This window comes from [Clostridium] saccharolyticum WM1, assembly GCF_000144625.1.
GTDB lineage: Bacteria > Bacillota > Clostridia > Lachnospirales > Lachnospiraceae > Lacrimispora > Lacrimispora saccharolytica.
The window spans coordinates 2846427-2868379 of record NC_014376.1 but is presented as its reverse complement, the minus strand read 5'-3'; the positions used below and the strand labels follow the sequence as shown (position 1 = coordinate 2868379).

General features: G+C 44.0%; 21 protein-coding genes and 1 other annotated feature. Of the genes, 15 read left to right on the top strand and 6 right to left on the bottom strand.

What is annotated here, in order from left to right; translation table 11 throughout:
• Nucleotides 1-21: 21 nt before the first annotated feature.
• Entirely contained in the window at nucleotides 22-1164 is a 1143-nt protein-coding gene (locus CLOSA_RS21790; RefSeq protein ID WP_013273288.1) for a DMT family transporter, read from the top strand.
• Between the two features lie 54 nt (nucleotides 1165-1218).
• On the top strand, nucleotides 1219-2229 hold the full coding sequence (locus CLOSA_RS13285; protein WP_013273287.1) for an FkbM family methyltransferase: 1011 nt from the start codon (nucleotides 1219-1221) through the stop codon (nucleotides 2227-2229).
• Nucleotides 2230-2435: 206 nt separating this feature from the next.
• On the opposite strand, the gene xdh is transcribed toward CLOSA_RS13285, so the two are convergent.
• Both xdh and CLOSA_RS13275 read right to left on the bottom strand, forming a co-directional pair.
• On the bottom strand, nucleotides 2436-5048 hold the full coding sequence (gene xdh / locus CLOSA_RS13280; RefSeq protein WP_013273286.1) for a selenium-dependent xanthine dehydrogenase: 2613 nt from the start codon (nucleotides 5046-5048) through the stop codon (nucleotides 2436-2438).
• A gap of 82 nt (nucleotides 5049-5130) precedes the next feature.
• The gene (locus tag CLOSA_RS13275) at nucleotides 5131-5556 is read right to left on the bottom strand and encodes an Rrf2 family transcriptional regulator (RefSeq protein ID WP_013273285.1); all 426 of its coding nucleotides are present in this window, start codon (nucleotides 5554-5556) and stop codon (nucleotides 5131-5133) included.
• Between the two features lie 326 nt (nucleotides 5557-5882).
• Here CLOSA_RS13275 and CLOSA_RS13270 point away from each other — a divergent pair, with 326 nt between their 5' ends.
• Nucleotides 5883-6479, top strand: coding sequence for a hypothetical protein (locus CLOSA_RS13270; protein WP_013273284.1), 597 nt, complete (start codon nucleotides 5883-5885; stop codon nucleotides 6477-6479).
• A 404-nt stretch (nucleotides 6480-6883) separates the two neighbouring features.
• On the opposite strand, the gene CLOSA_RS13265 is transcribed toward CLOSA_RS13270, so the two are convergent.
• Nucleotides 6884-8566, bottom strand: coding sequence for a flavin monoamine oxidase family protein (locus CLOSA_RS13265; protein WP_013273283.1), 1683 nt, complete (start codon nucleotides 8564-8566; stop codon nucleotides 6884-6886).
• Between the two features lie 221 nt (nucleotides 8567-8787).
• Between CLOSA_RS13265 and CLOSA_RS13260 the strand changes: the two genes are divergently transcribed.
• From CLOSA_RS13260 to CLOSA_RS13205, 12 genes are all read left to right on the top strand, one after another.
• Nucleotides 8788-9480 (top strand): aspartate/glutamate racemase family protein, encoded by a 693-nt coding sequence (locus tag CLOSA_RS13260; protein ID WP_013273282.1) that lies wholly within the window; start codon nucleotides 8788-8790, stop codon nucleotides 9478-9480.
• 99 nt (nucleotides 9481-9579) lie between these two features.
• Nucleotides 9580-10005: a GNAT family N-acetyltransferase gene (locus CLOSA_RS13255; RefSeq protein ID WP_013273281.1), complete on the top strand. Its 426-nt coding sequence runs from the start codon at nucleotides 9580-9582 to the stop codon at nucleotides 10003-10005.
• Nucleotides 10002-10538 (top strand): dCTP deaminase, encoded by a 537-nt coding sequence (dcd, locus tag CLOSA_RS13250; protein ID WP_013273280.1) that lies wholly within the window; start codon nucleotides 10002-10004, stop codon nucleotides 10536-10538. Before CLOSA_RS13255 ends, dcd begins: the two co-directional genes overlap by 4 nt.
• A 257-nt stretch (nucleotides 10539-10795) precedes the next feature.
• Nucleotides 10796-11200: a VOC family protein gene (locus CLOSA_RS13245; RefSeq protein WP_013273279.1), complete on the top strand. Its 405-nt coding sequence runs from the start codon at nucleotides 10796-10798 to the stop codon at nucleotides 11198-11200.
• Between the two features lie 189 nt (nucleotides 11201-11389).
• Nucleotides 11390-11986, top strand: a complete 597-nt coding sequence (locus tag CLOSA_RS13240) for a DNA-3-methyladenine glycosylase (RefSeq protein ID WP_013273278.1) — start codon at nucleotides 11390-11392, stop codon at nucleotides 11984-11986.
• Between the two features lie 122 nt (nucleotides 11987-12108).
• Complete coding sequence (locus CLOSA_RS13235) at nucleotides 12109-12720, top strand: NUDIX hydrolase (protein WP_013273277.1); 612 nt, start codon at nucleotides 12109-12111, stop codon at nucleotides 12718-12720.
• Nucleotides 12721-12772: 52 nt separating this feature from the next.
• A complete protein-coding gene (gene msrB / locus CLOSA_RS13230) occupies nucleotides 12773-13723 on the top strand; it encodes a peptide-methionine (R)-S-oxide reductase MsrB (RefSeq protein ID WP_013273276.1) in 951 nt (316 codons plus the stop codon).
• Nucleotides 13724-13761: 38 nt separating this feature from the next.
• Nucleotides 13762-14304, top strand: a complete 543-nt coding sequence (locus CLOSA_RS13225) for a beta-class carbonic anhydrase (RefSeq protein WP_041709212.1) — start codon at nucleotides 13762-13764, stop codon at nucleotides 14302-14304.
• A gap of 13 nt (nucleotides 14305-14317) precedes the next feature.
• Nucleotides 14318-14686, top strand: a complete 369-nt coding sequence (locus CLOSA_RS13220) for an HsmA family protein (RefSeq protein ID WP_013273274.1) — start codon at nucleotides 14318-14320, stop codon at nucleotides 14684-14686.
• A gap of 68 nt (nucleotides 14687-14754) precedes the next feature.
• Complete coding sequence (locus tag CLOSA_RS13215; RefSeq protein ID WP_013273273.1) at nucleotides 14755-15744, top strand: Gfo/Idh/MocA family oxidoreductase; 990 nt, start codon at nucleotides 14755-14757, stop codon at nucleotides 15742-15744.
• A gap of 164 nt (nucleotides 15745-15908) precedes the next feature.
• The gene (locus CLOSA_RS13210; RefSeq protein ID WP_013271245.1) at nucleotides 15909-17222 is read left to right on the top strand and encodes an IS30 family transposase; all 1314 of its coding nucleotides are present in this window, start codon (nucleotides 15909-15911) and stop codon (nucleotides 17220-17222) included.
• 310 nt (nucleotides 17223-17532) lie between these two features.
• Nucleotides 17533-17790, top strand: a binding site (T-box leader).
• A gap of 68 nt (nucleotides 17791-17858) precedes the next feature.
• On the top strand, nucleotides 17859-19076 hold the full coding sequence (locus tag CLOSA_RS13205) for a pyridoxal phosphate-dependent aminotransferase (RefSeq protein WP_013273272.1): 1218 nt from the start codon (nucleotides 17859-17861) through the stop codon (nucleotides 19074-19076).
• A gap of 81 nt (nucleotides 19077-19157) precedes the next feature.
• On the opposite strand, the gene CLOSA_RS13200 is transcribed toward CLOSA_RS13205, so the two are convergent.
• Genes CLOSA_RS13200 through CLOSA_RS13190 form a run of 3 tightly spaced genes read right to left on the bottom strand, consistent with a single transcriptional unit; the run spans nucleotide 19158 to nucleotide 21949 of the window.
• A complete protein-coding gene (locus CLOSA_RS13200) occupies nucleotides 19158-20123 on the bottom strand; it encodes a hypothetical protein (protein ID WP_013273271.1) in 966 nt (321 codons plus the stop codon).
• An 11-nt stretch (nucleotides 20124-20134) separates the two neighbouring features.
• Nucleotides 20135-21718: an MBOAT family O-acyltransferase gene (locus tag CLOSA_RS13195; RefSeq protein ID WP_013273270.1), complete on the bottom strand. Its 1584-nt coding sequence runs from the start codon at nucleotides 21716-21718 to the stop codon at nucleotides 20135-20137.
• A 3-nt stretch (nucleotides 21719-21721) separates the two neighbouring features.
• Entirely contained in the window at nucleotides 21722-21949 is a 228-nt protein-coding gene (locus CLOSA_RS13190; protein ID WP_013273269.1) for an acyl carrier protein, read from the bottom strand.
• Nucleotides 21950-21953 lie beyond the last annotated feature (4 nt).

Below are 21953 nucleotides of genomic sequence, written 5' to 3'. Positions count from 1 at the left end.
TGGTTTTACGGGGGTGATTCTATGTATCAAATACTGTCTTTATTAACGGGAATCGTCATTGCAGTTATGGTTGCGATCAACGGAAGGCTTACACTTCAATATGGAACGTTTTATGCTGCAGCCATCATTCATATCGTAGGAACTGCATTTGCATTCTTCCTTTGCAGGCTGAGAAAGAAAAGGCTTCCCATTAAGAATCCGCTTCCTGTCTGGCTGTATCTGGGGGGAGTGATTGGTGTTTTAACAACCGTATTCAATAACTTTGCATATGGGAAAATCAGCTTGACAAGTATCATTGCCTTAGGCCTGTTTGGCCAGACAGCAGCTTCCTTATTCATTGACAGTTATGGACTCCTTGGTATGAAAAGGCACTCTTTCAGAAAGTCTTCACTGGTGGGGCTTGCCTTTTCTGTGGCGGGTATGCTTATAATGCTGGATGATTCGGCGGGGATAACACTTTATGCCGTACTGTTTTCATTTTTCGCAGGTATTACAATCGTCCTTTCACGTACGGTAAATGCGAAACTGTCTCAGCATATTGGTGAACTGCAGAGTTCATTAATAAATCATGTGGCAGGACTTCCGATAACAATAGCAGCCGCAGTTATTTTTGAGAAAAGTAATATCTTTTATAACCTCCATACGCCTTCTCCAGGGTGGATATATTTAGGCGGGGTACTGGGTGTCACTGCCGTATGCTTGTGCAATATAACGGTTCCCAGAATAGCAGCTTTTCAGTTAACGCTGTTAACTTTTGTCGGCCAGGTGTCTATGGGAATTGTGCTGGATATATTCTTAAAGAGGGAATATGCAATGACAATGTTTATTGGCGGCGGTCTGGTTGCTGCCGGAATCGCTTTCCATATCATATATGAGCAGGTTCAGCGTGATTCAGAAAGGAAGAATAAGAAATACTGGGAAAGAATCAACAGCCTGAAAAAGGAACATCAGAATCATCTCATAGAGCTTGCAGATGGGCCGGTGGCTTCTCCAGTAAACCTTGTTTTTGAAACACGTCCTGAAAATAGCGTATGCTGCCCTTACTGCTGGACAGTACAATCTTCTGACCGGAACTTTTGCAGGGGATATAAGTGCAATGTAAAATTTATATTCCGGGATGATCCGGGAAGAATCAACAGCAGGTCCTCTGATCACACAATTTAACCTGCTTTTACATAAGATAATTAGAATATAAAATTAAAAGCAGGATGATAGAAAATGTCCTTTCCATCAGAACCTCCGGTATTGAATCCTCCGGAACATATAGCCGGCCTTTCCTTAGCCCCCATATCAAACCAAATTGATCTGGAATTTGAATGTCTCATAGGATACATGAAAGAAAAAAATGTTTACGAAATTACGGAGGCTGTAAAACAAAACTTAAGACATTTTAAAGCAACTGACAGCCGGCTGTATGATAGCTCCATGAATTTCATAAATCAGCATAAGCTTTGGGGGACTTATCACCCGGAAAAGGGTGATTTCCAGCTTGCAGATAACCGGGCGCATGCCCTTGCTGAGCATTGGGAAGATTTTCAATGGCTTTATAAAATTCTTAAAGATTACCGGTCAAAAAAAATTCTTGTTAATATTCTTTGTTACTGGCTTTTGTCGGACCCCAAACGAATCGAAAGGATCCATGAAAAAACCTTTGAACAATATTTTGACCTTGATATCGTAACCTGCAGTAAAAATGAAGTATTTGTGGACATAGGGGCATATATTGGAGATACCATTGTCAATTATTCAAGTATTTTTGGAAACAAATGTTATAAAAGGATGTATTGCTATGAAATAGTACCAGTAAATATAACATATATAGAAAAGAATGTGGAGCTTTTTAAACTGGATCATGTAATCATCAGAAAAAAGGGAGCAAGCAATAGAAACGGTACGATGTATCTTTCGTCCAATGTTTTATCCTCTGTAAGCCAGCTTGCCGGTCATGGATCCATTGCTGTACCTATAACAAAAATAGACGATGATATAGAAGAGGATGTAACCTTTATAAAAATGGACATAGAAGGCGGAGAAGAGGAGGCTCTTTTAGGCTGCCTGGAAAAAATAAAGAAATGTCATCCAAAGTTTGCGCTAAGCATCTATCATAACCACAAAGACATTTGGAAACTGCCCCGCATTATTTATGAAGCTGATCCCTCCTATAATTTTTATATACGCTATTATGGATCCACAATTTTCCCTACTGAATACGTTTTGTACGCTGTTTAGGAGTATGTTTTAGGCAGATCAAAAACAGCTTTTTATGCGTAGGGCGGAGGCAGGCCGCATAGCCGTGGCAGTCAGACAGTGATTTAGGAAGTCTGAGCTACTAACAAGCAATGCGCTGGTTTTGCGCATTGCTTATGTAGCATGGAACTGGCGATTATATGTGTAATTATGGACAGGAAACTTCAGCCTGCAAACGGCCGCAGCTTTTACTTCCGATAAAACGTATCCTCCAGCGGAAGCTTGGTGCGGAACACCCCATCCTTTTGAAAATAGGCATTCTGAATGGCCGGGGCGAATGTGATTGCAGTGATTTCTCCCGCGCCCTTGGCCCCAAAGGCAATCTCTGAGGTGTTTTTTTCAACAATCTTGCATGTGATTTCCGGTACATCCGTGGCGCGTAAAAGCCCCAGCGTCCCGTACTTGGCTTGGGGAACCCCATCCTTCAGCGGGAAATCCTCTGTCAGTGCAAAGCCCATGCTGGTGACTGATCCGCCTTCAAACTGCCCCTCCAGGGATGTGGAATTGATGGCCTTGCCCACATCCACCGCCTGACAAGTAGACACCGCCTTTCCGTCCTTGCCGATTACGACAACCTGCGTGGCAAACCCGTAGGCAACGTGGCTGACGGGATTGGGCTTTGGCGAACCAATGGGGTCAGAATCAAAATGGAACTCTCCCTGAAACAACTGGCCATCCAGTTCTTTCAGGGATTTTTCCTTTAATGCTGCGTACAATTTTTCAGCTGCACGCCTTGTGGCTTCCCCGGTGAATACAGTCTGACGGGAGGCCGTTGTGGTTCCTGCGTCCGGAGTGTATTTTGTGTCCGGGTGTTGGATGACAACCTGATTTAAAGTGAGATTTGCCGTGTCGCATACGATCTGCACTAAAATCGTTTGTAAGCCTTGTCCGATTGCAGCTGCGGATGAACGGATATGCACAATCTCATCTTTTACATAAAGGTGACATTGCCCCTGATCAAAATTTCCGACGCCCGCCCCTGCGTTTTTCATAGCTGATGCTATGCCCACATAATAGCCGTCCTTTTTGCTGTATTTATGGTAGTATTCCTTGCAGGCCTCCAGGGTTTCCAGGTACGCTGTGCCCGCGTCCGCAATCTGGCCGTTGGGCAGTGACTGCCCCGGACGAATTGCATTTTTATATCGGATTTCCCATGGTGAAATTCCCGCCATGTACGCCAGTTCGTTGATTGCGCATTCCGTAGCAAATGCGGACTGGGTCACGCCGAAGCCACGGAATGCGCCCCCCGGCGGGTTGTTGGTGATGACTGCATCACCTTCTATGTCGACTGTCTGGTAGTTGTACGGTCCGGCCGCATGGGTACAGGCGCGTTGCAGCACTGGTCCCGCAAGGGAGGCATAGGCTCCCGAATCCGATAAGATGCGCGCCTGCATTCCCAGCAGATACCCTTCCTTATCGCAGGCCACCTTCACATGCATCCTCATAGAGTGGCGCTTGGGATGGATATTCATGCTTTCCTTGCGGGATAGCAGCACCTTGACCGGCCTCCGTAGCAGCCAGGTGATCAGTGCAGCGTGATGCTGCACGCTCATGTCCTCCTTGCCGCCGAATCCTCCACCGACATAGGCCGATAGAATCCGAACCTTGGAAGAATCCTGCTCAACGCCTAGCATGCGGCAAATCTCCCGTAATTCGTCATAGACGCTCTGTCCGCTGGTGATTACTTTTATAGCATCTTCTCCATCAGGGATTCCAATGGCACACTCTGGTTCCAGGAAGGCGTGCTCTGTAGGCGGAGTATAGTAATCATGCTCGGAGATATAGGCGGCTTTGGTGAATACCGCTTCAATGTCTCCGCCCCGTTTTACCTCTTCGTGCTGGAAGATGTTGTTTTTGGGAATAAAAAGCTGACCTCTCTTGACAATACCTTGGGCGTGGATTTGCGGTGCGCTGTCCTTTTGCGCTTCATAAACATCGGTGACCGGCGGCAGAATCTCATACTCGACCTCCACAGCCTTGCAGGCCTCTTCCAGCTGGCATTTCTGCTCTGTGACCACCAGTGCGACCGCATCGCCTATGTATCGGGTTTCCTCACCGACTGCGATCATCACAGGCCAGTCCCACACCAGATGTCCGATATACCGCTCTCCGGGGATATCCTCGGCGGTGTAAACCGCCAGAACGCCCTTCATTGCCATTGCTTTTTCCTTATTTATGGACAGCACTTTGCAACGGGGGGAAGGCGGACGGACTGCCTTGCCGTATGCCATGCCCTCAACCACAATATCATCTACGTATTTTCCGGTACCCAATGCTTTTTCGATTCCGTCCACACGCGCCAGCCTTTGGCCAACACGCTCGTCACCACTGTGTACCGGAACAGGTTTGTTTTCCCGGAACAGTTTCGCTGCAAGCAGGATTGCGTAAATTATTTTCACATATCCGGTACAGCGGCAAATGTTTCCCTTTATGGCTAGTGCCGCCTGCTGGCGGGTGGGGTTCTTGTTTTCATCCAGCAGTACCTTAGCTGCCATCATCATTCCGGGGCTGCAAAAACCGCACTGCACCGCGCCGGATTTTGAAAACGCGTAGCCGTATACCTCTTTTTCCCGCTCACTTAAGCCCTCAGCAGTAATGATTTTTTTACCGGTCATCTTGGAAAGCTTCATTACACATGCACGGATGGCCTTTCCGTCCGCAATTACGGTACAGGCTCCGCACGCTCCCTGGTCGCAGCCATTTTTGACAGCCGTAAGCCCCAGTTTCTCTCTCAGGAAAGTCATGACTGACATGTCCTGCTCTGATATGTAGTTTTTTCCATTGACATTTACTTCAAACATTATAATACTCCTTTTGTAGTTATATATAAAATATATATTTATTATATATATTTCAAGGTAAAAGAAAGCTGAACGATAAAGTTCAGTTTTCAGGTGGTATTAGGTCGGACAGTCTGGTTTTCTTCAAATAAGTGATCATAGCTTTTTCCGCTTCCTCAAGGGAATTGATCGTTTTTTCCACGATACCTTCAAAAATGTCGTAATCCAGATGAAATCCACGATGTATTTTAAACATTGGGTTTCCTCGTTCCATAGCGTCAAAGACATCGAACAGGGTAATATCTGTTAAAGGCTTCGCAAGCATATTGCCGCCTTTCATTCCCTCCCGCACATCAATGATCCCAGCCGATTTCAGCTTGCCCATGATCTTCACGACAGTGGGAGCCGGAATATTCAACTGTTCAGAAATCACCCGGTTGGACAGGTAATTATAAAGTTCGGCCCTGATTTTATAATGTATATAAATCAAAATAGAGATAGCCTGATAGGTTGCACTGGAATAAGCCATGTCATCCTCCATAAAAAATATATATCTATTATATATATTTAATAATTGTTTTGTCAAGTAACATTAAATGACTATGCCGCATATCCATCAAGACGACAGTACCAGAGCACCATGTACCCCACCCTGTATGAAAACTGAAATCGGAAAGATATTTTTAAGGAATCACAATGCCTTAGGTAAATGATCATCATTTATATATACCATCATTTATGCTGCTCATTGCCGGCCGATTAATGTCTTTTTCCCATGAATGACTATTTTTCTTATCGAACGCTTAGACTGGTACTATAATGCTCCTATAATAAGGAGTAGGCAAGGAGGAAAATATGAAGAAAGAATTACCTTATTTTACAATTGAAAATTCATTTGGCGGAAATCAAAGCTGGTTCCGGAACCCCATGATGCATCTGGGAGGATGCGGAGCTGCTGCGGCATGTGACGCTTGTATTCATATGGCACTTTATGACAATAAAAACCACCTGTATCCCTATGATATTCAAAGGCTTGGCAAGGAAGACTATATCAGGTTTTCTGAGAAAATGAAGCCATATCTCAGGCCTCGCTTTCAGGGAATTAATACGCTGGATGTCTTTATAGATGGGTTTTACAAATATCTGAAAGATGTGGGGGAACAGGATATACGGCTGACCGGCTGTCCGGGAGAGGTTCCTGTAATGGAAGCAGCAAAGAAATTAATAAGCCAAGTTGATAATGGAATCCCAATCCCTTTTTTGCTGCTGCAGCATAAAAATGTTAATTTCAAAGATCTTGTCTGGCATTGGTTCATGTTCATAGGATATGAAGAATTGGAAAATGAGATTTATGTGAAGATTGCAACCTATGGAGAATTTCACTGGCTGTCTTTTCATAAGCTGTGGGAGACTGGCTTTAAGCGCAAAGGCGGAATGGTTTTGATTCAATAAAAAAGCCAGGGAAATGCTTTCCATAACGTTTTGTACTTAAAACCATGCAGGGGTTTCGGAAAATAGAAAAGAGTATGGGTATGTGGAACGTAATGTTGTAAATTTAGAAACTGAAAATAAGAATAAGATGCTGATGTGCTCTGCGGTCTTTCTATAATTTCTTTTCAAATGTTGAAGATCAGGATTACGTCAATTATTCGTTAATGAGTAAATTGCAGAATTACCCACCGTGCAAGTGGAAAAAGATAAAACCGTTGCTCAGTGGGTAGTTCCTTATGTCTGAATATTATTCCAACCAATGAAAAGACAGCCTGATAAAAAGATTTGTTTATATGGACGATTAAGCCATGGACGGTTGACGTTTACTTGCTTCCTTAAGCACCCCTTTTTGTGTTATCATGATATTACTGAAAATGATTGTGAAAATGATCCGCCAACTGATTGGCAGCTGCCATACCCGTATATAATGAACCCTGCATCCAGGCGTGTTTTGTGGAAACGTGTTCCCCGGCAAAGTAGATCCGCTGGTTAAATTCCGGTTTCAGCATCTCATAGGCAAATAAATTTTTCTGTCCTGGAAGTGTCAGGGCAAAAGCGCCCCGACTGTTGGGCTGGTTATCCCAGACCACTGTTTTATGGTCTTTTACAATCGTATCTAAGGAGCCTCTTGGCAATCCGTGAACCTCTTCCACATTTTCCTTTATGAGTCCGTACCGGAGTGATGCTTCCATGTTTCCCACTCTCGTTGCATTTAAATGATAATTATACGAGGCCACCAGTACCCCAGGATCATCCGGTGAGCAGGAGGAAGCATCCGGGCAAAGTAAATGGTCTCCGGGATAAAAGATGGATTGAATGGGAAGATCCGTTGGTGAAAATCCACCCGCCATCCGGCCGTAATCGGTGTTCTGTTCCCAAAAACGTTCCCTGCACATGAAAAACGTTTTTTGGGAATTCACATAGTTTAATTCTAAAATTGCCTGCATTTTCATATTGCTGAAATACGGTTTGATTTCAACTTCCCTCAGCGTGGAATATGGTATAGCGCAAACGACATAATCAAAAACCTGGGCAGTTCTCTTATAATTTCTTACATTGTCATAAGTCAGAATTATTTGGCTGCCATTTTGAGGCTGATAGATCCCAGTGACTGTCTGACCAGGATGATAGGTAACTGTGCCTAGGTGAGACCCCGGAATATTTTGATACTGGGGCGGGATTTCGGTGAGAAAAGATTGGATAAAGGCGTATGGCAGATTTACGATTCCGTTTTCAATGGTATAGGTATTTCGGTAGTCGAGCGTATATTCCTCTTGAGTGGTCTCATCATAGCTGATTTGCAGAAGGGCACCGGTACCTGGATCAACTCCTGAGATTAAGTTGATCGCCCCCTGGCTTAATCCCAGATTTTCCAGGGTCTGCCGGACGGAATAGCTTGCGAGAGTCAGATATTCCGGTGAATATTCCGGTAATATCTGTATCAGCTCTGACCGGATATGGGGCGGAAGCTGTTTCATCAGATACAAAAAGGCATAATCATTAAGTTCTGCCCATGGGGTGTTTTTTTCCTGAGGAGTCAGATCGTATAAAGGATAAAGGATTTGCTCAATAGAGTCCGTTGTTCTCAGACGGGTATTATGTACATAAATAAAATTATTGCGTTTCCTTACGGACAAAGGGCGGGTATTCAGACCGAACAAATTGATATAGTGCCAGGTGGTTTCATGTGTCACAGGAATTCTATGAGCACCGAATTCACTGTAGTATCTGCCTTCCGGATCAAAATAATAGGTATAGACTCTGCCGCCGATTCTGTTGTCATTGGCTTCCAGGATCGTAATGTCGGCTCCCAGCTTACGAAGCTCGAATGCAGCGGATAAACCTGCCAGCCCTCCTCCGATGACGCCGATTTTTACTCCTTTCAGTTCTCCCGGCGATGCGTAATTGGTGATATCAGGTGGAGGGCTTAGTAAATTGACAATATATTCGTAATCTTCCGGGCGGCCTTCCGTTTCCAATGAATTCCTGATCATTTCGCGCCGTTGTTCATCCGTGGGATTGGTTACCTGATTTAATGGGACAACCATTCATTATACCTCCCAATTTTAATACAGTAGTAATATATTGAAAGCCTTCGCCGAATATAACAAATAAGGGATGTATGCGTTATTCCGCTTTGCCAAAGAATGATGGCTGTGGAATCAGGGGAAAGGACTCAGCTTTCTACAAATCCATGCAATACAGGGAAAGACGGCGGAAGATAAGTATGATATAATATCAGCAAATAATAACCGGGAGGGTCTGTTAAATGAAAACCATAGGATTGCTTGGAGGAATGAGCTGGGAAAGTACGGTCACTTATTATAAAATTGTCAATGAAACAGTTAAAAAACAGTTGGGCGGACTGCATTCGGCTAAGGTTCTCTTATACAGCGTGGACTTTTCTGAAATAGAAAAATGTCAGGCAGAGGGGGACTGGGAGAAAAGCGCCGTTATTTTATCAACGGCGGCGAAAAATCTTGAAAAGGCAGGAGCAGACTTTATTGTGATCTGCACAAATACCATGCATAAGGTGGCGTCCCGGATTCAAGAGAATATCAGCATACCGATTATCCACATCGCTGAGGCGACGGCTGACGAATTAAAGCGTCATAATATTACAAAGGTTGCATTGCTGGGAACGAAGTACACCATGACTCAGGATTTTTATAAGGAAAAGCTGATAAATGCGGGAATTACGGTTCTCATTCCGGATGAGCAGGAAATCGAGACGATTAACGACGTTATTTATCATGAATTATGTTTGGGAATTATTTCAGAGGTGTCTAAGGAAACGTATCTGTCCATTGTCCGTGGCCTTGCAGAGAGGGGAGCTCAGGGAGTGATTCTGGGCTGTACAGAGATCGGTCTGCTGATTCAGCAAAAGGATGTGGATTTGCCTGTTTTTGATACGGCGCAGATCCATGGGGAAAAGGCCGCAAGGCTTTCATTGGAAGGATAAACACAATCATGACAAAGCTTGCAGCGATATTCCTTTGCGTTTGTAACGAAAACAGTGAGGATTTCTTATGTAAAATCACATAATTATGGAGGATAAAAAGTGGAAATACATATGGTTTATGAAGCTCCGTCAGCCCAGGATTATTTAAGCCTACGGTTACGTTCGGGTATGGGGAATAAAGATTTAAACAGAAGCAGGACCGCCTTAAAAAACTCTCTGTTTACTGTATGCCTGTATGAGAAAGAAACACTGATCGGATTCGGCAGGGTAGTGGGGGATGGAGGCATTACTTATATTGTAAGTGATATTATGGTAGATAAGGAGCATCATCGGAAAGGTTATGGGGAGAAAATCATGAAGGCCATTGACGGTTATTTCGATGAGAATGCCCATGAAGACAGCTATATATGCCTCATTGCAAACCGGCCGGCCGACCTTCTGTACCATAAGCACCAATTTGATTATTTACCGGAAAACAAATGCGGAATGATGCGAAGGCAATGCAAAGAAAGGATACTGCCATGATTTTATCGGATAAAACAATTATCAGAATGTTAGAAGAAAAGACACTATTGATAGAACCTGTTGAGAAAGCTCAAATACAGCCTGCTAGTGTAGATATTCGTCTTGGAAATACTTTTAGTGTTGTTGAAGACTCGCCGAGCGGGATCATTACAATGCAAAATGCAATCAGATATAAAACCATCCAGGCGGAGAAATACCTTCTTCTTCCGGGACAGTTTGTCCTTGCTACCACTCAGGAATATTTCGTGATGCCGGATAACCTTACGGCATTTGTTGAGGGCAGAAGTTCCTTAGGAAGGATGGGCTTATTTATTCAAAATGCCGGATGGGTTGATCCCGGGTTTGAAGGAGAAATCACTCTTGAGCTGTTTAATGCCAATCGCTGTGCAATCGAATTGCAATCCGGCCGAAGAGTGGGACAGCTTGTTTTTGCGCAGCTGGATGAGAAGGCTCTTAATCCTTATAAAGGAAAATACCAGGGCCAAACGGGTGCTACAGGTTCCAGGGTGTTTATGGACAAAGAAACAAGGTGATACCGTCGATTCTTTAAGGTGGTGATTGATAAGGCGGGGATATGGCAAATGACTTGATTGGTGGTTCCGGGACGTGAGAAGAAAAGATAAGGAAGTAACCGATAACCAGAAAAATATAAAGCTTCTTTCCGGCCGAAAAAGCAGTTCCGGTAAGTCTATTGGTGTAAGCTTTTTTTCATGGTATATTTATTAAAAGACAGCAGAAAATAACAGTTATTAATCACAATCACAAGAAGATTATAACAGGAGGCTTTGCCATGGTAGGACACTACTTGATGTTTAACAGAAACTGTGAAGAGGCTGTTAAAACATATGAAAAGGCATTTAACGGGAAGATCGCTGAGATGAAGAAATATAAGGACATGCCGCCCAATCCCGCATTTCCTATTGCCGAAGAAGATAAAAATCTGGTTTTGCATGCCTGCCTGCAGATCGACGGTATGGAAATTATGTGTGCCGACAGTTCTGACAAAAGTACCAGGGGCAATAACATGTATGTTTCCATAACAACAAAGGATGCCGGACTGGTGGAAAAGGCATGGGGGATATTAAAGCAGGATGGGGAAATCTATGCAGAGCTTGGCCCGACATTTTTTGCGGTTTTGCATGGATCTTTGCAGGATAAATATGGCATCAACTGGATGTTTACGGCATTGAAATAGATTCTTTTATGCTTTTACCGGTTCTTAAGTCAGGGAGCCGGTAAGGCTGTCAAAGCATTTGCTTCAAGTTCAGACAATGAATTGGATTCGTCCTCACAAGGGACGATTTTTATTTAAGGGGATATAAACTGGCCGTATTACAGCCTGTTATCAAGCGTTTATTGCCGCAATGCGAAAGGAGGACTGGAAATGATAAAGCTGGACAGAGAATTTTATAACAGGGATTCCATACTGGTAGCCAGGGAGATCTTAGGAAAGGTGCTTGTCCATCAACAGGAAGAACGGAGAATTTCGGCCAGGATTGTGGAGGCTGAGGCTTATATGGGGCTTGAGGATAAAGCCGCCCATTCTTACGGAGGAAAGAGAACACCAAGAGTGGAAGTGATGTACGGAGATCCTGGCTTTGCCTATATATTCCCCATTTACGGGATGCATTACTGCTTTAACATAGTTACTAGGGAAAGGAGCGTCCCCCAGGCGGTTTTAATCAGGGCCGTGGAACCATTGGAAGGGATCCAATGGATGGCACAAAACAGATATGGCAGGCCTTATGAGGAACTGACAAAAAGTCAGAAAAAGGGCTTTGCAAACGGACCGGGAAAGCTGTGCAGGGCATTAGCCCTGGACAGAAGCTTTAACGGCAAAGACCTGTGCGGTGATCAGCTATTTCTTGAGGAGGGCAACTGGGATGATTTTCATATCATAGCCGCGAAACGTGTGGGAATTGATTATGCGGAGGAAGCCAGGGATTATCTTTGGCGGTTTTATATAGAAGGGAGTCTATAGACGTTTTTAGGAATGACTATTGTTATTATAAAGAAATTGTTGTAATATTTATATAACATGAATCTCATGGTTTTGGGAACGATCCCCGGCGGACGGGTTCCCAGGGGGAAGGAGGCCATATTTTGGAAAAGGAACAATTTTCGACCCGGCGTCCTGGAATTATCGGAGAAGAAAAATTCAGGCAGTATTCGGTGCTGATTCCCCTGATCTGTATTTCAGGAGCCACTTATTTGCTGTTTGAAAAAAGATCCAATCAACTGAAGCGTCAGCCTGGAGAAGTTTGTTTTCCCGGAGGAAAGCTTGAACCAGGAGAATCCCTGGAGGAATGTGCGGTGCGTGAAACCGTGGAGGAGCTGAATGTGTTGCCGCAGCAGATTGAGATCATGGGGCCGGGAGATATTTACTTGTCGCCGTTTAACCTGATGATTCATCCGTTTATCGGTGTTATTAAGGATTATCAGGATACGTTCAGCAGGGATGAGGTGGAGGAAATCATAAAGGTGCCTTTGGATTTCCTTCGCAGCCAGGAGCCGGAGCGGTTTGTAAGCAAGCTGGTTTCAGAGCCTCCGGAAGATTTTCCGTATGAATGGATTCCGGGAGGGACAAAATACCCTTGGGCAAAAGGAAGCTATGACGTCTTGTTCTACAGGTATGAAGACTGGATCATATGGGGTATGACTGCACAGATTTTAAAATCTGCGGTGAATCTGATGGAGGAATATCATATCAGGTAATACGAAGAAGCTTAAATGACTTTTTAAATGATTGTTAAGAGAGGTGATTCCTATGAAAAAAGAAATTTATCTGGCAGGCGGATGCTTTTGGGGAACGGAAAAGTACCTGGAAAATATTCCAGGTGTTCTGTTTACAGAGGTGGGATACGCCAATGGAAGTACGGAAAATCCAACCTATCAGGAAGTGTGCAGCCATGATACGGGGCACGCGGAAACCGTAAAGGTAGAATATGACGACAGCGTCATAGGGCTTCCCCATATTCTGATGCTTTATTATGATGTGATCAATCCTGTAAGCGTGAACCGTCAGGGAGGTGATGTTGGCTCCCAGTACCGCACAGGAATCTATTTTACCGATGACGGGGATGAAGCGGTGATCCGGGATTCCCTGAACCAGCTTCAGAAAAAATATAAAGAAAAAATTGCCATAGAAGCAGAGCCTCTATCCTGCTTTTACAGGGCCGAAGAATACCACCAGAAATATCTGGACAAAAACCCGGGGGGATACTGTCATATTGGTTCTGATAAATTTGAAAAAGCAAAGAAGGCTGAAGATAAAAGCAGGAAATTCGGAAAAAAGACAAGGGATGAATTGAAGAACAGCCTGACGGACCTTCAATTTGAAGTGACACAGAACAGCGCTACAGAGCCTCCCTTTCAAAATGAGTATTTTGATACATTTGAAGAAGGAATCTATGTGGATATTACAACAGGGGAACCGCTCTTTCTGTCAACCGATAAATTCGAGTCAGGCTGCGGCTGGCCCAGCTTTTCCAAACCCATTGATCTGGAGTCGGTTAAGAATTACGAGGACCGGAGCTTTGGAAGGATCCGTACAGAAGTAAGAAGCAGGCTGGGAGATGCCCATCTGGGCCATGTATTTGAGGATGGTCCCATAGACCGGGGAGGACTGCGTTATTGCATCAACAGCGCTTCTTTAAGGTTCATTCCCAGGAAAGAGATGGAGAAGGAAGGGTATGGAGATTACCTGAAACTGTTTTGATGACAAGATCTATTCGTAAAGCGGAAGAAGAGGGAATGATGATTGATGAAATCCTGCAGTATAACAAGAAGTTTGTTGAGAACGAAGGATATGTAAGATATATTACCAATAAATATCCGAATAAAAAGATTGCCATCGTGTCCTGCATGGACACAAGACTGACGGAATTATTGCCATCTGCTCTGGGCCTTAAGAACGGCGATGCAAAAATTATCAAAAATGCAGGGGGAGTGATATCCCATCCCTTTGGAAGTGCAATGAGAAGCCTTCTGATAGGAATTTATGAACTGGATGTCAAGGAGATCCTTGTCATCGGCCATACCGATTGCGGGGCCAGACATACTGACAGCAAGAAAATCATTGAAAAAATGAAGCAGCGGGGCATCCCCCAGAAGAACATTGATATGGTAAAATACTATGGAATAGATTTTGATTCCTGGCTGGGAGGGTTTAAGGATCTGGACTTGTCCATAAAAAAATCCGTTGAGCTGATACGCAGCCATCCATTTGTCCCGGAGGAGATCATGGTATACGGACTGGTAATAGATTCAGTTACGGGCGAATTAAGAAAGGTCGTATAACAGGAGGAGTCTTATGCTTATTGATGTAGCTGTATCCATTACTTTGGCGCTTGTTTTTTATACCGTGGGAGTTTGGAGTGAACGGTTTCAGGGGCAGCTTAAAACGTGGCATCTGCTGATTTTTTGGTTAGGGCTGATCTTTGATACCATTGGAACCGCAATTATGGGCCGGTTTTCTGCATATGGTTTCCGCATGAATATTCATGGGTTAACGGGCTTGCTTGCCATCCTGCTCATGGTATTTCACGCTGTGTGGGCCACCATTGTGGTAGCAAGGGATGACAAAAACGCCAGGGCTGATTTTCACAAATTCAGCATCATCGTATGGCTGATCTGGCTGATCCCATATTTGTCCGGCGCAATATTGGGGATGACAAGGTAACTAAGGAGGAAGGAAAGGCTGACTCCCTAGAAAATGAATCACAGAACTGTACTGGAGAGGAGATAAGTATGAAGCTAGGCATCGTTGGATCTGGAATGATCGTGCAGGAGTTTCTGCCCATGGTTCATCATTTAGAGCAAGTAGAGGTAACTGCTATTTGCTGTACAAAAAGAAGTGAAGCTGCCGGTAAGGAGCTTGCAAATAAATACAGCATTAAGTATATCTTTACAGAATATCAGGAATTTTTAAACTGCGGTGTGGATACGGTATATGTGGCCCTGCCAAACCATCTGCATTTTCAGTTCGGGAAAGAGGCCTTGGAGGCCGGAAAGCATGTGATCGTTGAAAAGCCCTTTACAACAACCTATAAAGAGTCCCTGGAATTAAGCAGGCTGGCCAGGGAAAGAAAGCTGTTTTTGCTTGAAGCAGTTACTACCCTTTATCTGCCCAATTACAGAAAAATCAAGGAATTGCTGCCCGCCATTGGAAACATAAAAATTGTACAATGCAACTTTTCCCAGTATTCCAGAAGATATGACAGCTTCAAAGAGGGCCGCATTTTACCTGCATTTGATCCTCAATGTTCCGGCGGAGCACTCATGGATATTAATATCTACAACATTCATTATGTGGCAGGGTTATTCGGCAGGCCCTTAAAGGTGGAATATTTTCCCAATGTGGAGAGAGGCATTGACACTTCCGGCATATTAGTGCTGGATTACGGCACCTTTAAATGTACCTGTGTAGGTGCGAAGGACTGCAAAGCTCCCATTGCAAACAATATCCAGGGAGATAAGGGGGTCATCCATCAGGAATCGCCTGCCAGTATCTGCGACAGCTTTGAAATCATAATGAATAATAATACAAAAACCTATGTAAATGAAAATAAAGGAGATCACCGCATGCTGGATGAATTTCTGGCATTTCAGGATATGATCTGCGGCAATGATCTGGAAGCCTGCTATCGGTATCTGGATCATACCTTGCTGGTGAGTGAGATCCAGACAATTGCAAGGCGTAAGGGAGGAATTGTATTTCCGGCGGACAAGGAAGCCTGAAGAAGGGCTGGCATGGAGAAGGTTAATTTTTAATTGAAAATTGAAAAAGTAAATTCCACTACCATTTACCCAGGTAGAGTTTACCTCTGCACAGTTTATATTTACTCTTTCATACATACATGGTATCTTTATAACTCCTTCTGACAGCAGTAGAAGGAGATTTTATGAGTAAATATATTCCTGGTAACCAGAAGCATCTCACTCTGAAGGATCGTGTTTTTATTGAAAACTCTTTAAATCAAAATCATACTTTTAAAGATATTGCAAAATACCTGTGCAAAGATCCAACCACCATCTCTAAGGAAGTGAAGGCCAGGCGTTCCTCTGACTGGTATCATAAAGGCACCTTTTACAATACCAAGAACTTCTGCATTTACAGGTTTAGCTGTCGAAAAGTAAATGTCTGCAAAAAGATTCTTGTCTGCGGGATCAAATGTGCTTCCTGTCCGACCTGTAATCAAACCTGCCGGGATTTTGTGAAGGAACGCTGCTCCCGACTGGATAAAGCTCCCTACGTTTGCAATGGCTGCGACAAAAAGATCTCTCACTGCACCATTGCTCACAAATACACATACAATGCACGGTTTGCTGACCGCAAATATCATGAGTTACTCACCAATTCCAGAAACGGTATCTGCATGACAAAGCACGAACTGCATCAAAAAGATATGATTGTTACTCCTCTAATTGAGCAGGGGCAGTCTCCCTATCAGATCTCCATAAATCATCCGGAACTGGATATGTCTGTCCGCACAATCTATACCTACATTGACAAGGGTCTGTTTTCCGCCAGAAATGTAGATTTAAAGCGTAAACCTAAGTTCAAACCGCGAAAATGCCACAAGACACAGATTACGGATCGCTCTGTTTTTGTCAACAGAACCTATCTTGATTTTCAGTCTTTGGATCTTGAATACTTTGCAGAAATGGACACGGTTCATTCTTCCCGTGAATCTAAAAAGACTCTGCTGACGTTCTACTTTACAAAGGAAAAACTTTTTCTTGCATTCCTGATGAACCGATGTACCAAAGGCGCCGTACGACTTGTATTTGATCAGCTTGAGAAACGACTGGGAACCTATGAATTCGTTTCCTTATTCCAATACGTATTAACTGACCGTGGCTCCGAATTTGGCGATCCTATAGGCCTGGAGACTGGGATCAATGAAATTCAGCGCTGTAATCTTTACTACTGTGATCCAATGCGTAGCGGTCAGAAGGGGGGCGTTGAAAATGTTCATACCATGCTTCGCATGGTGCTTCCAAAAGGAACCAGCTTTGAATTTCTAACTCAATGGGACGTGAATCTGATTGTTAATCATATCAATTCCACACCACGGGAGAGTCTGGGTGGTGAAACGCCATATAATCTGGCTCTAGAATCATTTGGCGAAGACACCTTAAAAGGACTTCAGCTTAGGCGCATTGTCCCTGACGAGGTCAATCTGACACCTAAGCTGATTCGCTACAACCGTTAACTAACTTACTTAAATCTGCTGTCGGACTGGAAGTTAACTTTTCACATTTTTTGAATGTGGCCGGTGGAATTTAGTCTCGCACACGAAACTCCAGTGGCCTGTTTTCTCTGCCCTAAAACATGATTTTTGGTAAGAAGTTAGCTTAATTATATCAGAAATCTTAGAACAGTGCGCAAAAACCTCTACCATTTATGACAACTTTTAAAGGGCGGTGGAATTTAGTCCTGCACTGGAATTTACTTTTTCAAGTCAGCGTTAATTTTTAATAATTGACATTTTCTCGTTCCTGTGGTATCATTGCGGAAATAGTGAAAAGGCAATGAAGAGAAATAGTACATATACAATGAATTTCAGAGAGAAGATGGTTGGTGCGAATCTTTATTTTAGTATATCGAAGCAGTCTCGGAGCTTTGGACCGAATAACGGTCTCCGTTCTGATTTCAGGGAGATGGTTTAGTAGGCTTCAACGTATTCCCACGTTACAGGGACACGATATGCTGGTATCGTAGAGAGTGCAGAGATTTCTCTGAATTTAGGTGGTAACACGGATTGTATATTCGCCCTAAACGTTTCGACGTTTAGGGCGTTTTTTTATTACCTTCCTCTATTAAATTACTAAGAAAAAGGAGAATACTGATGAGGAAATTTGAAAAATCCAGCAAGCTGGATCATGTGTGCTATGACATCAGAGGTCCGGTCATGGATGAAGCAAACCGGATGATTGACCAGGGAATTGATATATTAAAACTAAATATCGGGAATCCTGCTCCCTTTGGTTTCCGTGCACCGGAAGAGCTGCTGAAGAGGATGAAGGATCACCTGTCCCATACGGAAGGCTACTCCGATTCCAAAGGGCTGCTTTCTGCCAGAAGGGCAATCGTAGGATCCTGTAAGAAAAAAGGGATTGATCGGGTTACGGTGGATGATGTATACACGGGTAATGGTGTAAGCGAGCTGATCACCTTATCCATGCAGGGCCTGTTAAACTGTGGAGATGAGATTCTGGTTCCCGCTCCGGACTATCCTTTATGGACTGCTTCGGTGACACTTTCCGGGGGGACCGCTGTTCATTACCTGTGCGATGAAGGCGCAGAATGGTACCCGGATATAGAAGATATAAAAAGTAAAATTACCAGCAGGACAAAAGGGATCGTCATTATTAACCCCAACAACCCTACCGGCGCCTTGTACCCAAGGGAACTTCTGGAGGAAATCGTTGGAATCTGCCGGAAGCATGGGATGATCATCTTTGCTGATGAAATTTATGACAGGCTTGTTTTTGACGGTCTGGAGCATGTATCCATCGCCTCCCTGGCTCCCGATCTTTTGACCATTACATTCAACGGTCTCTCCAAATCCCATTTGATCGCAGGATACCGCTGCGGCTGGATGATTCTTTGCGGAGATAAATCCTTTGCAAAGGGCTATGTGGAAGGGTTGAACCTGTTATCCTCCATGAGGCTCTGCTCCAATGTTCCGGCCCAGTCCGTGATAAAAGCTGCTCTGGAAATGGAAGAGGAAACGAAAAAACTTCTGGTTCCCGGCGGGAGGATTTACGAACAGAGAGAATACACCAATGAGGCTCTGAATGCCATTCCGGGGATCTCTGTGGTAAAACCTAAAGCTGCCTTTTACATGTTCCCTAAAATTGATTCCGGCAAATTTCACATTATTGACGATGAAAAATTTGTCCTGGATTTTTTAAAGGATAAAAAGATCCTGCTGACTCACGGAGGCGGGTTCCATTGGGAAAAGCCAGATCATTTCCGGGTGGTTTATCTGCCGGAGCTAAACCAGCTAAAGTCTGCATGCAATAAGCTGGCGGATTTTATGTCTTACTACATACAAACCTGATTGTTCAAGGCGTCATAGACCCTAGATAGCTATAAGAGCATTGGGCCGTTCTGTTTTACCGGTGCCAATGCTCTTTTAGCGTTAATTCTCATTTGTCAGCTTTAGATAATTGTTCAGTTCCCGGTTCCAGCTCTCAAAGCCAGCATCCTTCCGGTGGTCGATGAAGTCTGTGTGTTTCCGTAGATAGTTTCCGATGTAGGCGGATACCTTTACAGCCCCAAAGTAGTTTAAGTGATCACCGTCATCCCTGGAATCCTTTGTCCAGTCAATACCCAGAGCATCAATATCCAGATTTAAGTCAAGGTAAGTCAGTTGGTTGTCATTGGCAAAAGCCGCAGCTGCATTGTGCTTGGAATAGGACCAGCATTTTGGCGAGGGAGCGCTGTACAGGATCAGCTGAATGCCCTTTTCCCTGCACAGGGCGGTGATTTTATTTAAGTATAATAGGGGCTGCTCATCAATCACATAAACATCGTCTGTTTCCGTAACATAAGGTCCGCTTTTGTATGGGGTTACGATTGCGCTGTACTGATATCCCTTGTAAATGGTAGCCGGTTCCTGCTTTGCCTTTTGTCCCAGGCTTTTCAGCATATAAAAGTGGAAATATTTCCAGCTGTTATGGTATTTATAAATGGGAAATATTTTTTTCACTGTATCGTCAATGGCGGTTTCAAGGGCGTTGATGTATTTGAAATCCCGGTAAAATGCATTGGTTTCCAGAAAAACTACCTTCGGAGACTGGTTTTTCAAGAGACGCTCCAGCAGATAATAAGTGTCCTGAAGCTGCTGGCTGGGTACGCCGCAGTTATATCCTGTATAACCATAAGAGTTCCAGATTTCCATGGGGGAAATGCTGGCGCTGCATTCGCTGTCGCCGATGGATACATAGTCAATGGTATCTTTTGGTTCCTTCAGGATCCCATTAGCCTTTTTATACAAGCTGTCCTCCATATTGTTATAGGGAAGAAGCAGGTAGGAAGCAACATACAATAAAATGAAAAGCCCGGTCAAAAATATAATTGATTTTATTCTGTTTCTGGTTTGCATCCGATCACTCCTTAAAATCCGGCATAAATCAGCTTAGCCGGTAAATACCCGTCGCCGTAAGCTCCGAGAAGAATGACAACCAGGATGGCGGCGTAAAGAAAGCTCCAGCGGGCCAGTATATTCCAGCCGGATATTCTGTCCCGGATAGAGATTCCGTTCTCATGAATGGTATCTACCGTGTAAACCGCGATAAAACCAAGGAACAGGGCAACAAAATCCGCCAGGGACAACCCCAGCTTAAGGAGAGAACCGTCTGTAACCGATGACAAGCGGAATCCGGTGAAAACGGACAGGAACATATTTATGCCGGTGGTCAGGTCCTTTGCCCTGAAAAACAATTCTCCCGTGAATACAATCAAAAGCAGTTTTCCGGTCTGGACTCCCCGGTATAAGGGATTGGACCGGGGAATCCTCAGACGATCCGTGACCCTCTGGACCGCAGGCTCTAATAAATTTCCTGTCATAATGAGGACAAAGTAATACATACCAAAGAAAATGTAGTTCCATCCGGTTCCGTGCCATAGTCCGTTTAGCATCCAGACACCAAACAAGGGGAGGAAGGAAGCAAGGTTCTGCCCCAGATGTTTTCCAAATCTGGCCCGGGAATGCCTTCCCAGCTTTTTGACGAATCTGGTTAAGGATAAGGGGTAAAAGATATAGTCCTTTAACCAGCCGCCAAGGGTTATATGCCACCGTCTCCAGAATTCCGATGCAGTTTTAGAGAAAAATGGCTGCCGGAAGTTTTCCGGAATGACAGCCCCAAACATTTCTCCGGTACCAATGGTCATATCAATGCAGCCGGAAAAATCAGCATATAGCTGAAAGGTGTATAAAACAGCTCCGGCAATGACGATGATGCCTCCGTAATGATTGGGGGTGTCAAACACTGTTTCTACAAGAATGTTGAGGCGGTCCGCAATCACAAGCTTTTTAAACAACCCCCATAGGATTCTTTGTAAGCCCCGGGTAACCTTCCCATATTCCAGAGGATTGCCCTGGTATAAGACTTCTGCAGTCTGAGAGTAACGGCAGATCGGGCCTTCCAGAAGAGCCGGAAAAAAGGAGAGGTACAAAGCAAGCCTTCCTAAGTTGTCATCTGCCGGTATTTTCTCATAATAAACGTCAGTCAGGTATGAGATTGCCTGGAGGGTGTAGAAGGAGATTCCAATGGGCAGGGCAAAATTTATGGAAGGCAAAAGCCGTGGAAAGGACAGAGCCTTTAACACTATGTTTAAATTCTCCTGAAAAAAGCCGGAATATTTTAAAATCAATAGAATAGCAAGCTGCAATCCGATCCCAAGCCATAAGATTTGCCGGCGTTTGCTTTCATAAGCAGCCTTTTGTGCCTTTTTATCCTCAACTGCATGGTCTGCTGACAAATAGTCTCTTTTACAGGAAGCAAGCCATAGGCCCATATGATGAATGGAAAGAGTGGAAAAAAGCAAGTACACCAGCAGCCTTCCGCTAAAAGAGAGAAAGAACACATAGCTTGCACCTAGCAGGACTCTATAACGGCGGCACTGGGGCGTAAGCTGATAGGTCAGCATTACAGCCGGTAAAAAGATAAAAAGGTACAGTATTGAGTTGTAAGCCATGGCCTATTCCTCTTTTAACCGGCTGATCATGCTCCATATTGCTTTGGCGGAATTAAAATTGGCGGGTACCATGTCTATGGGTGTGATCTCAATGTCAAAAGCATCCTCTAATTCCGGAATGAGGGAGAGAATGGAAAATGAGTCCAAAAGTCCGCCGTCAATGAGCCCTGTCTCAGTTTCATAGTCAATTCCCGGGTTGATTTCATTTAAGATTTTCATTAATTGTTCCATGGTT

What these genes read in the sequence shown, in the direction of transcription:
- CLOSA_RS21790 (WP_013273288.1), top strand. Translation starts at nt 22, where the DNA reads ATGTATCAAATACTGTCTTTATTAACGGGAATCGTCATTGCAGTTATG.
- CLOSA_RS13285 (WP_013273287.1), top strand. Translation starts at nt 1,219, where the DNA reads ATGTCCTTTCCATCAGAACCTCCGGTATTGAATCCTCCGGAACATATA.
- xdh (WP_013273286.1), bottom strand. Translation starts at nt 5,048, where the DNA reads ATGTTTGAAGTAAATGTCAATGGAAAAAACTACATATCAGAGCAGGAC.
- CLOSA_RS13275 (WP_013273285.1), bottom strand. Translation starts at nt 5,556, where the DNA reads ATGGCTTATTCCAGTGCAACCTATCAGGCTATCTCTATTTTGATTTAT.
- CLOSA_RS13270 (WP_013273284.1), top strand. Translation starts at nt 5,883, where the DNA reads ATGAAGAAAGAATTACCTTATTTTACAATTGAAAATTCATTTGGCGGA.
- CLOSA_RS13265 (WP_013273283.1), bottom strand. Translation starts at nt 8,566, where the DNA reads ATGGTTGTCCCATTAAATCAGGTAACCAATCCCACGGATGAACAACGG.
- CLOSA_RS13260 (WP_013273282.1), top strand. Translation starts at nt 8,788, where the DNA reads ATGAAAACCATAGGATTGCTTGGAGGAATGAGCTGGGAAAGTACGGTC.
- dcd (WP_013273280.1), top strand. Translation starts at nt 10,002, where the DNA reads ATGATTTTATCGGATAAAACAATTATCAGAATGTTAGAAGAAAAGACA.
- CLOSA_RS13245 (WP_013273279.1), top strand. Translation starts at nt 10,796, where the DNA reads ATGGTAGGACACTACTTGATGTTTAACAGAAACTGTGAAGAGGCTGTT.
- CLOSA_RS13240 (WP_013273278.1), top strand. Translation starts at nt 11,390, where the DNA reads ATGATAAAGCTGGACAGAGAATTTTATAACAGGGATTCCATACTGGTA.
- msrB (WP_013273276.1), top strand. Translation starts at nt 12,773, where the DNA reads ATGAAAAAAGAAATTTATCTGGCAGGCGGATGCTTTTGGGGAACGGAA.
- CLOSA_RS13225 (WP_041709212.1), top strand. Translation starts at nt 13,762, where the DNA reads ATGATTGATGAAATCCTGCAGTATAACAAGAAGTTTGTTGAGAACGAA.
- CLOSA_RS13220 (WP_013273274.1), top strand. Translation starts at nt 14,318, where the DNA reads ATGCTTATTGATGTAGCTGTATCCATTACTTTGGCGCTTGTTTTTTAT.
- CLOSA_RS13215 (WP_013273273.1), top strand. Translation starts at nt 14,755, where the DNA reads ATGAAGCTAGGCATCGTTGGATCTGGAATGATCGTGCAGGAGTTTCTG.
- CLOSA_RS13210 (WP_013271245.1), top strand. Translation starts at nt 15,909, where the DNA reads ATGAGTAAATATATTCCTGGTAACCAGAAGCATCTCACTCTGAAGGAT.
- CLOSA_RS13205 (WP_013273272.1), top strand. Translation starts at nt 17,859, where the DNA reads ATGAGGAAATTTGAAAAATCCAGCAAGCTGGATCATGTGTGCTATGAC.
- CLOSA_RS13200 (WP_013273271.1), bottom strand. Translation starts at nt 20,123, where the DNA reads ATGCAAACCAGAAACAGAATAAAATCAATTATATTTTTGACCGGGCTT.
- CLOSA_RS13195 (WP_013273270.1), bottom strand. Translation starts at nt 21,718, where the DNA reads ATGGCTTACAACTCAATACTGTACCTTTTTATCTTTTTACCGGCTGTA.
- CLOSA_RS13190 (WP_013273269.1), bottom strand. Translation starts at nt 21,949, where the DNA reads ATGGAACAATTAATGAAAATCTTAAATGAAATCAACCCGGGAATTGAC.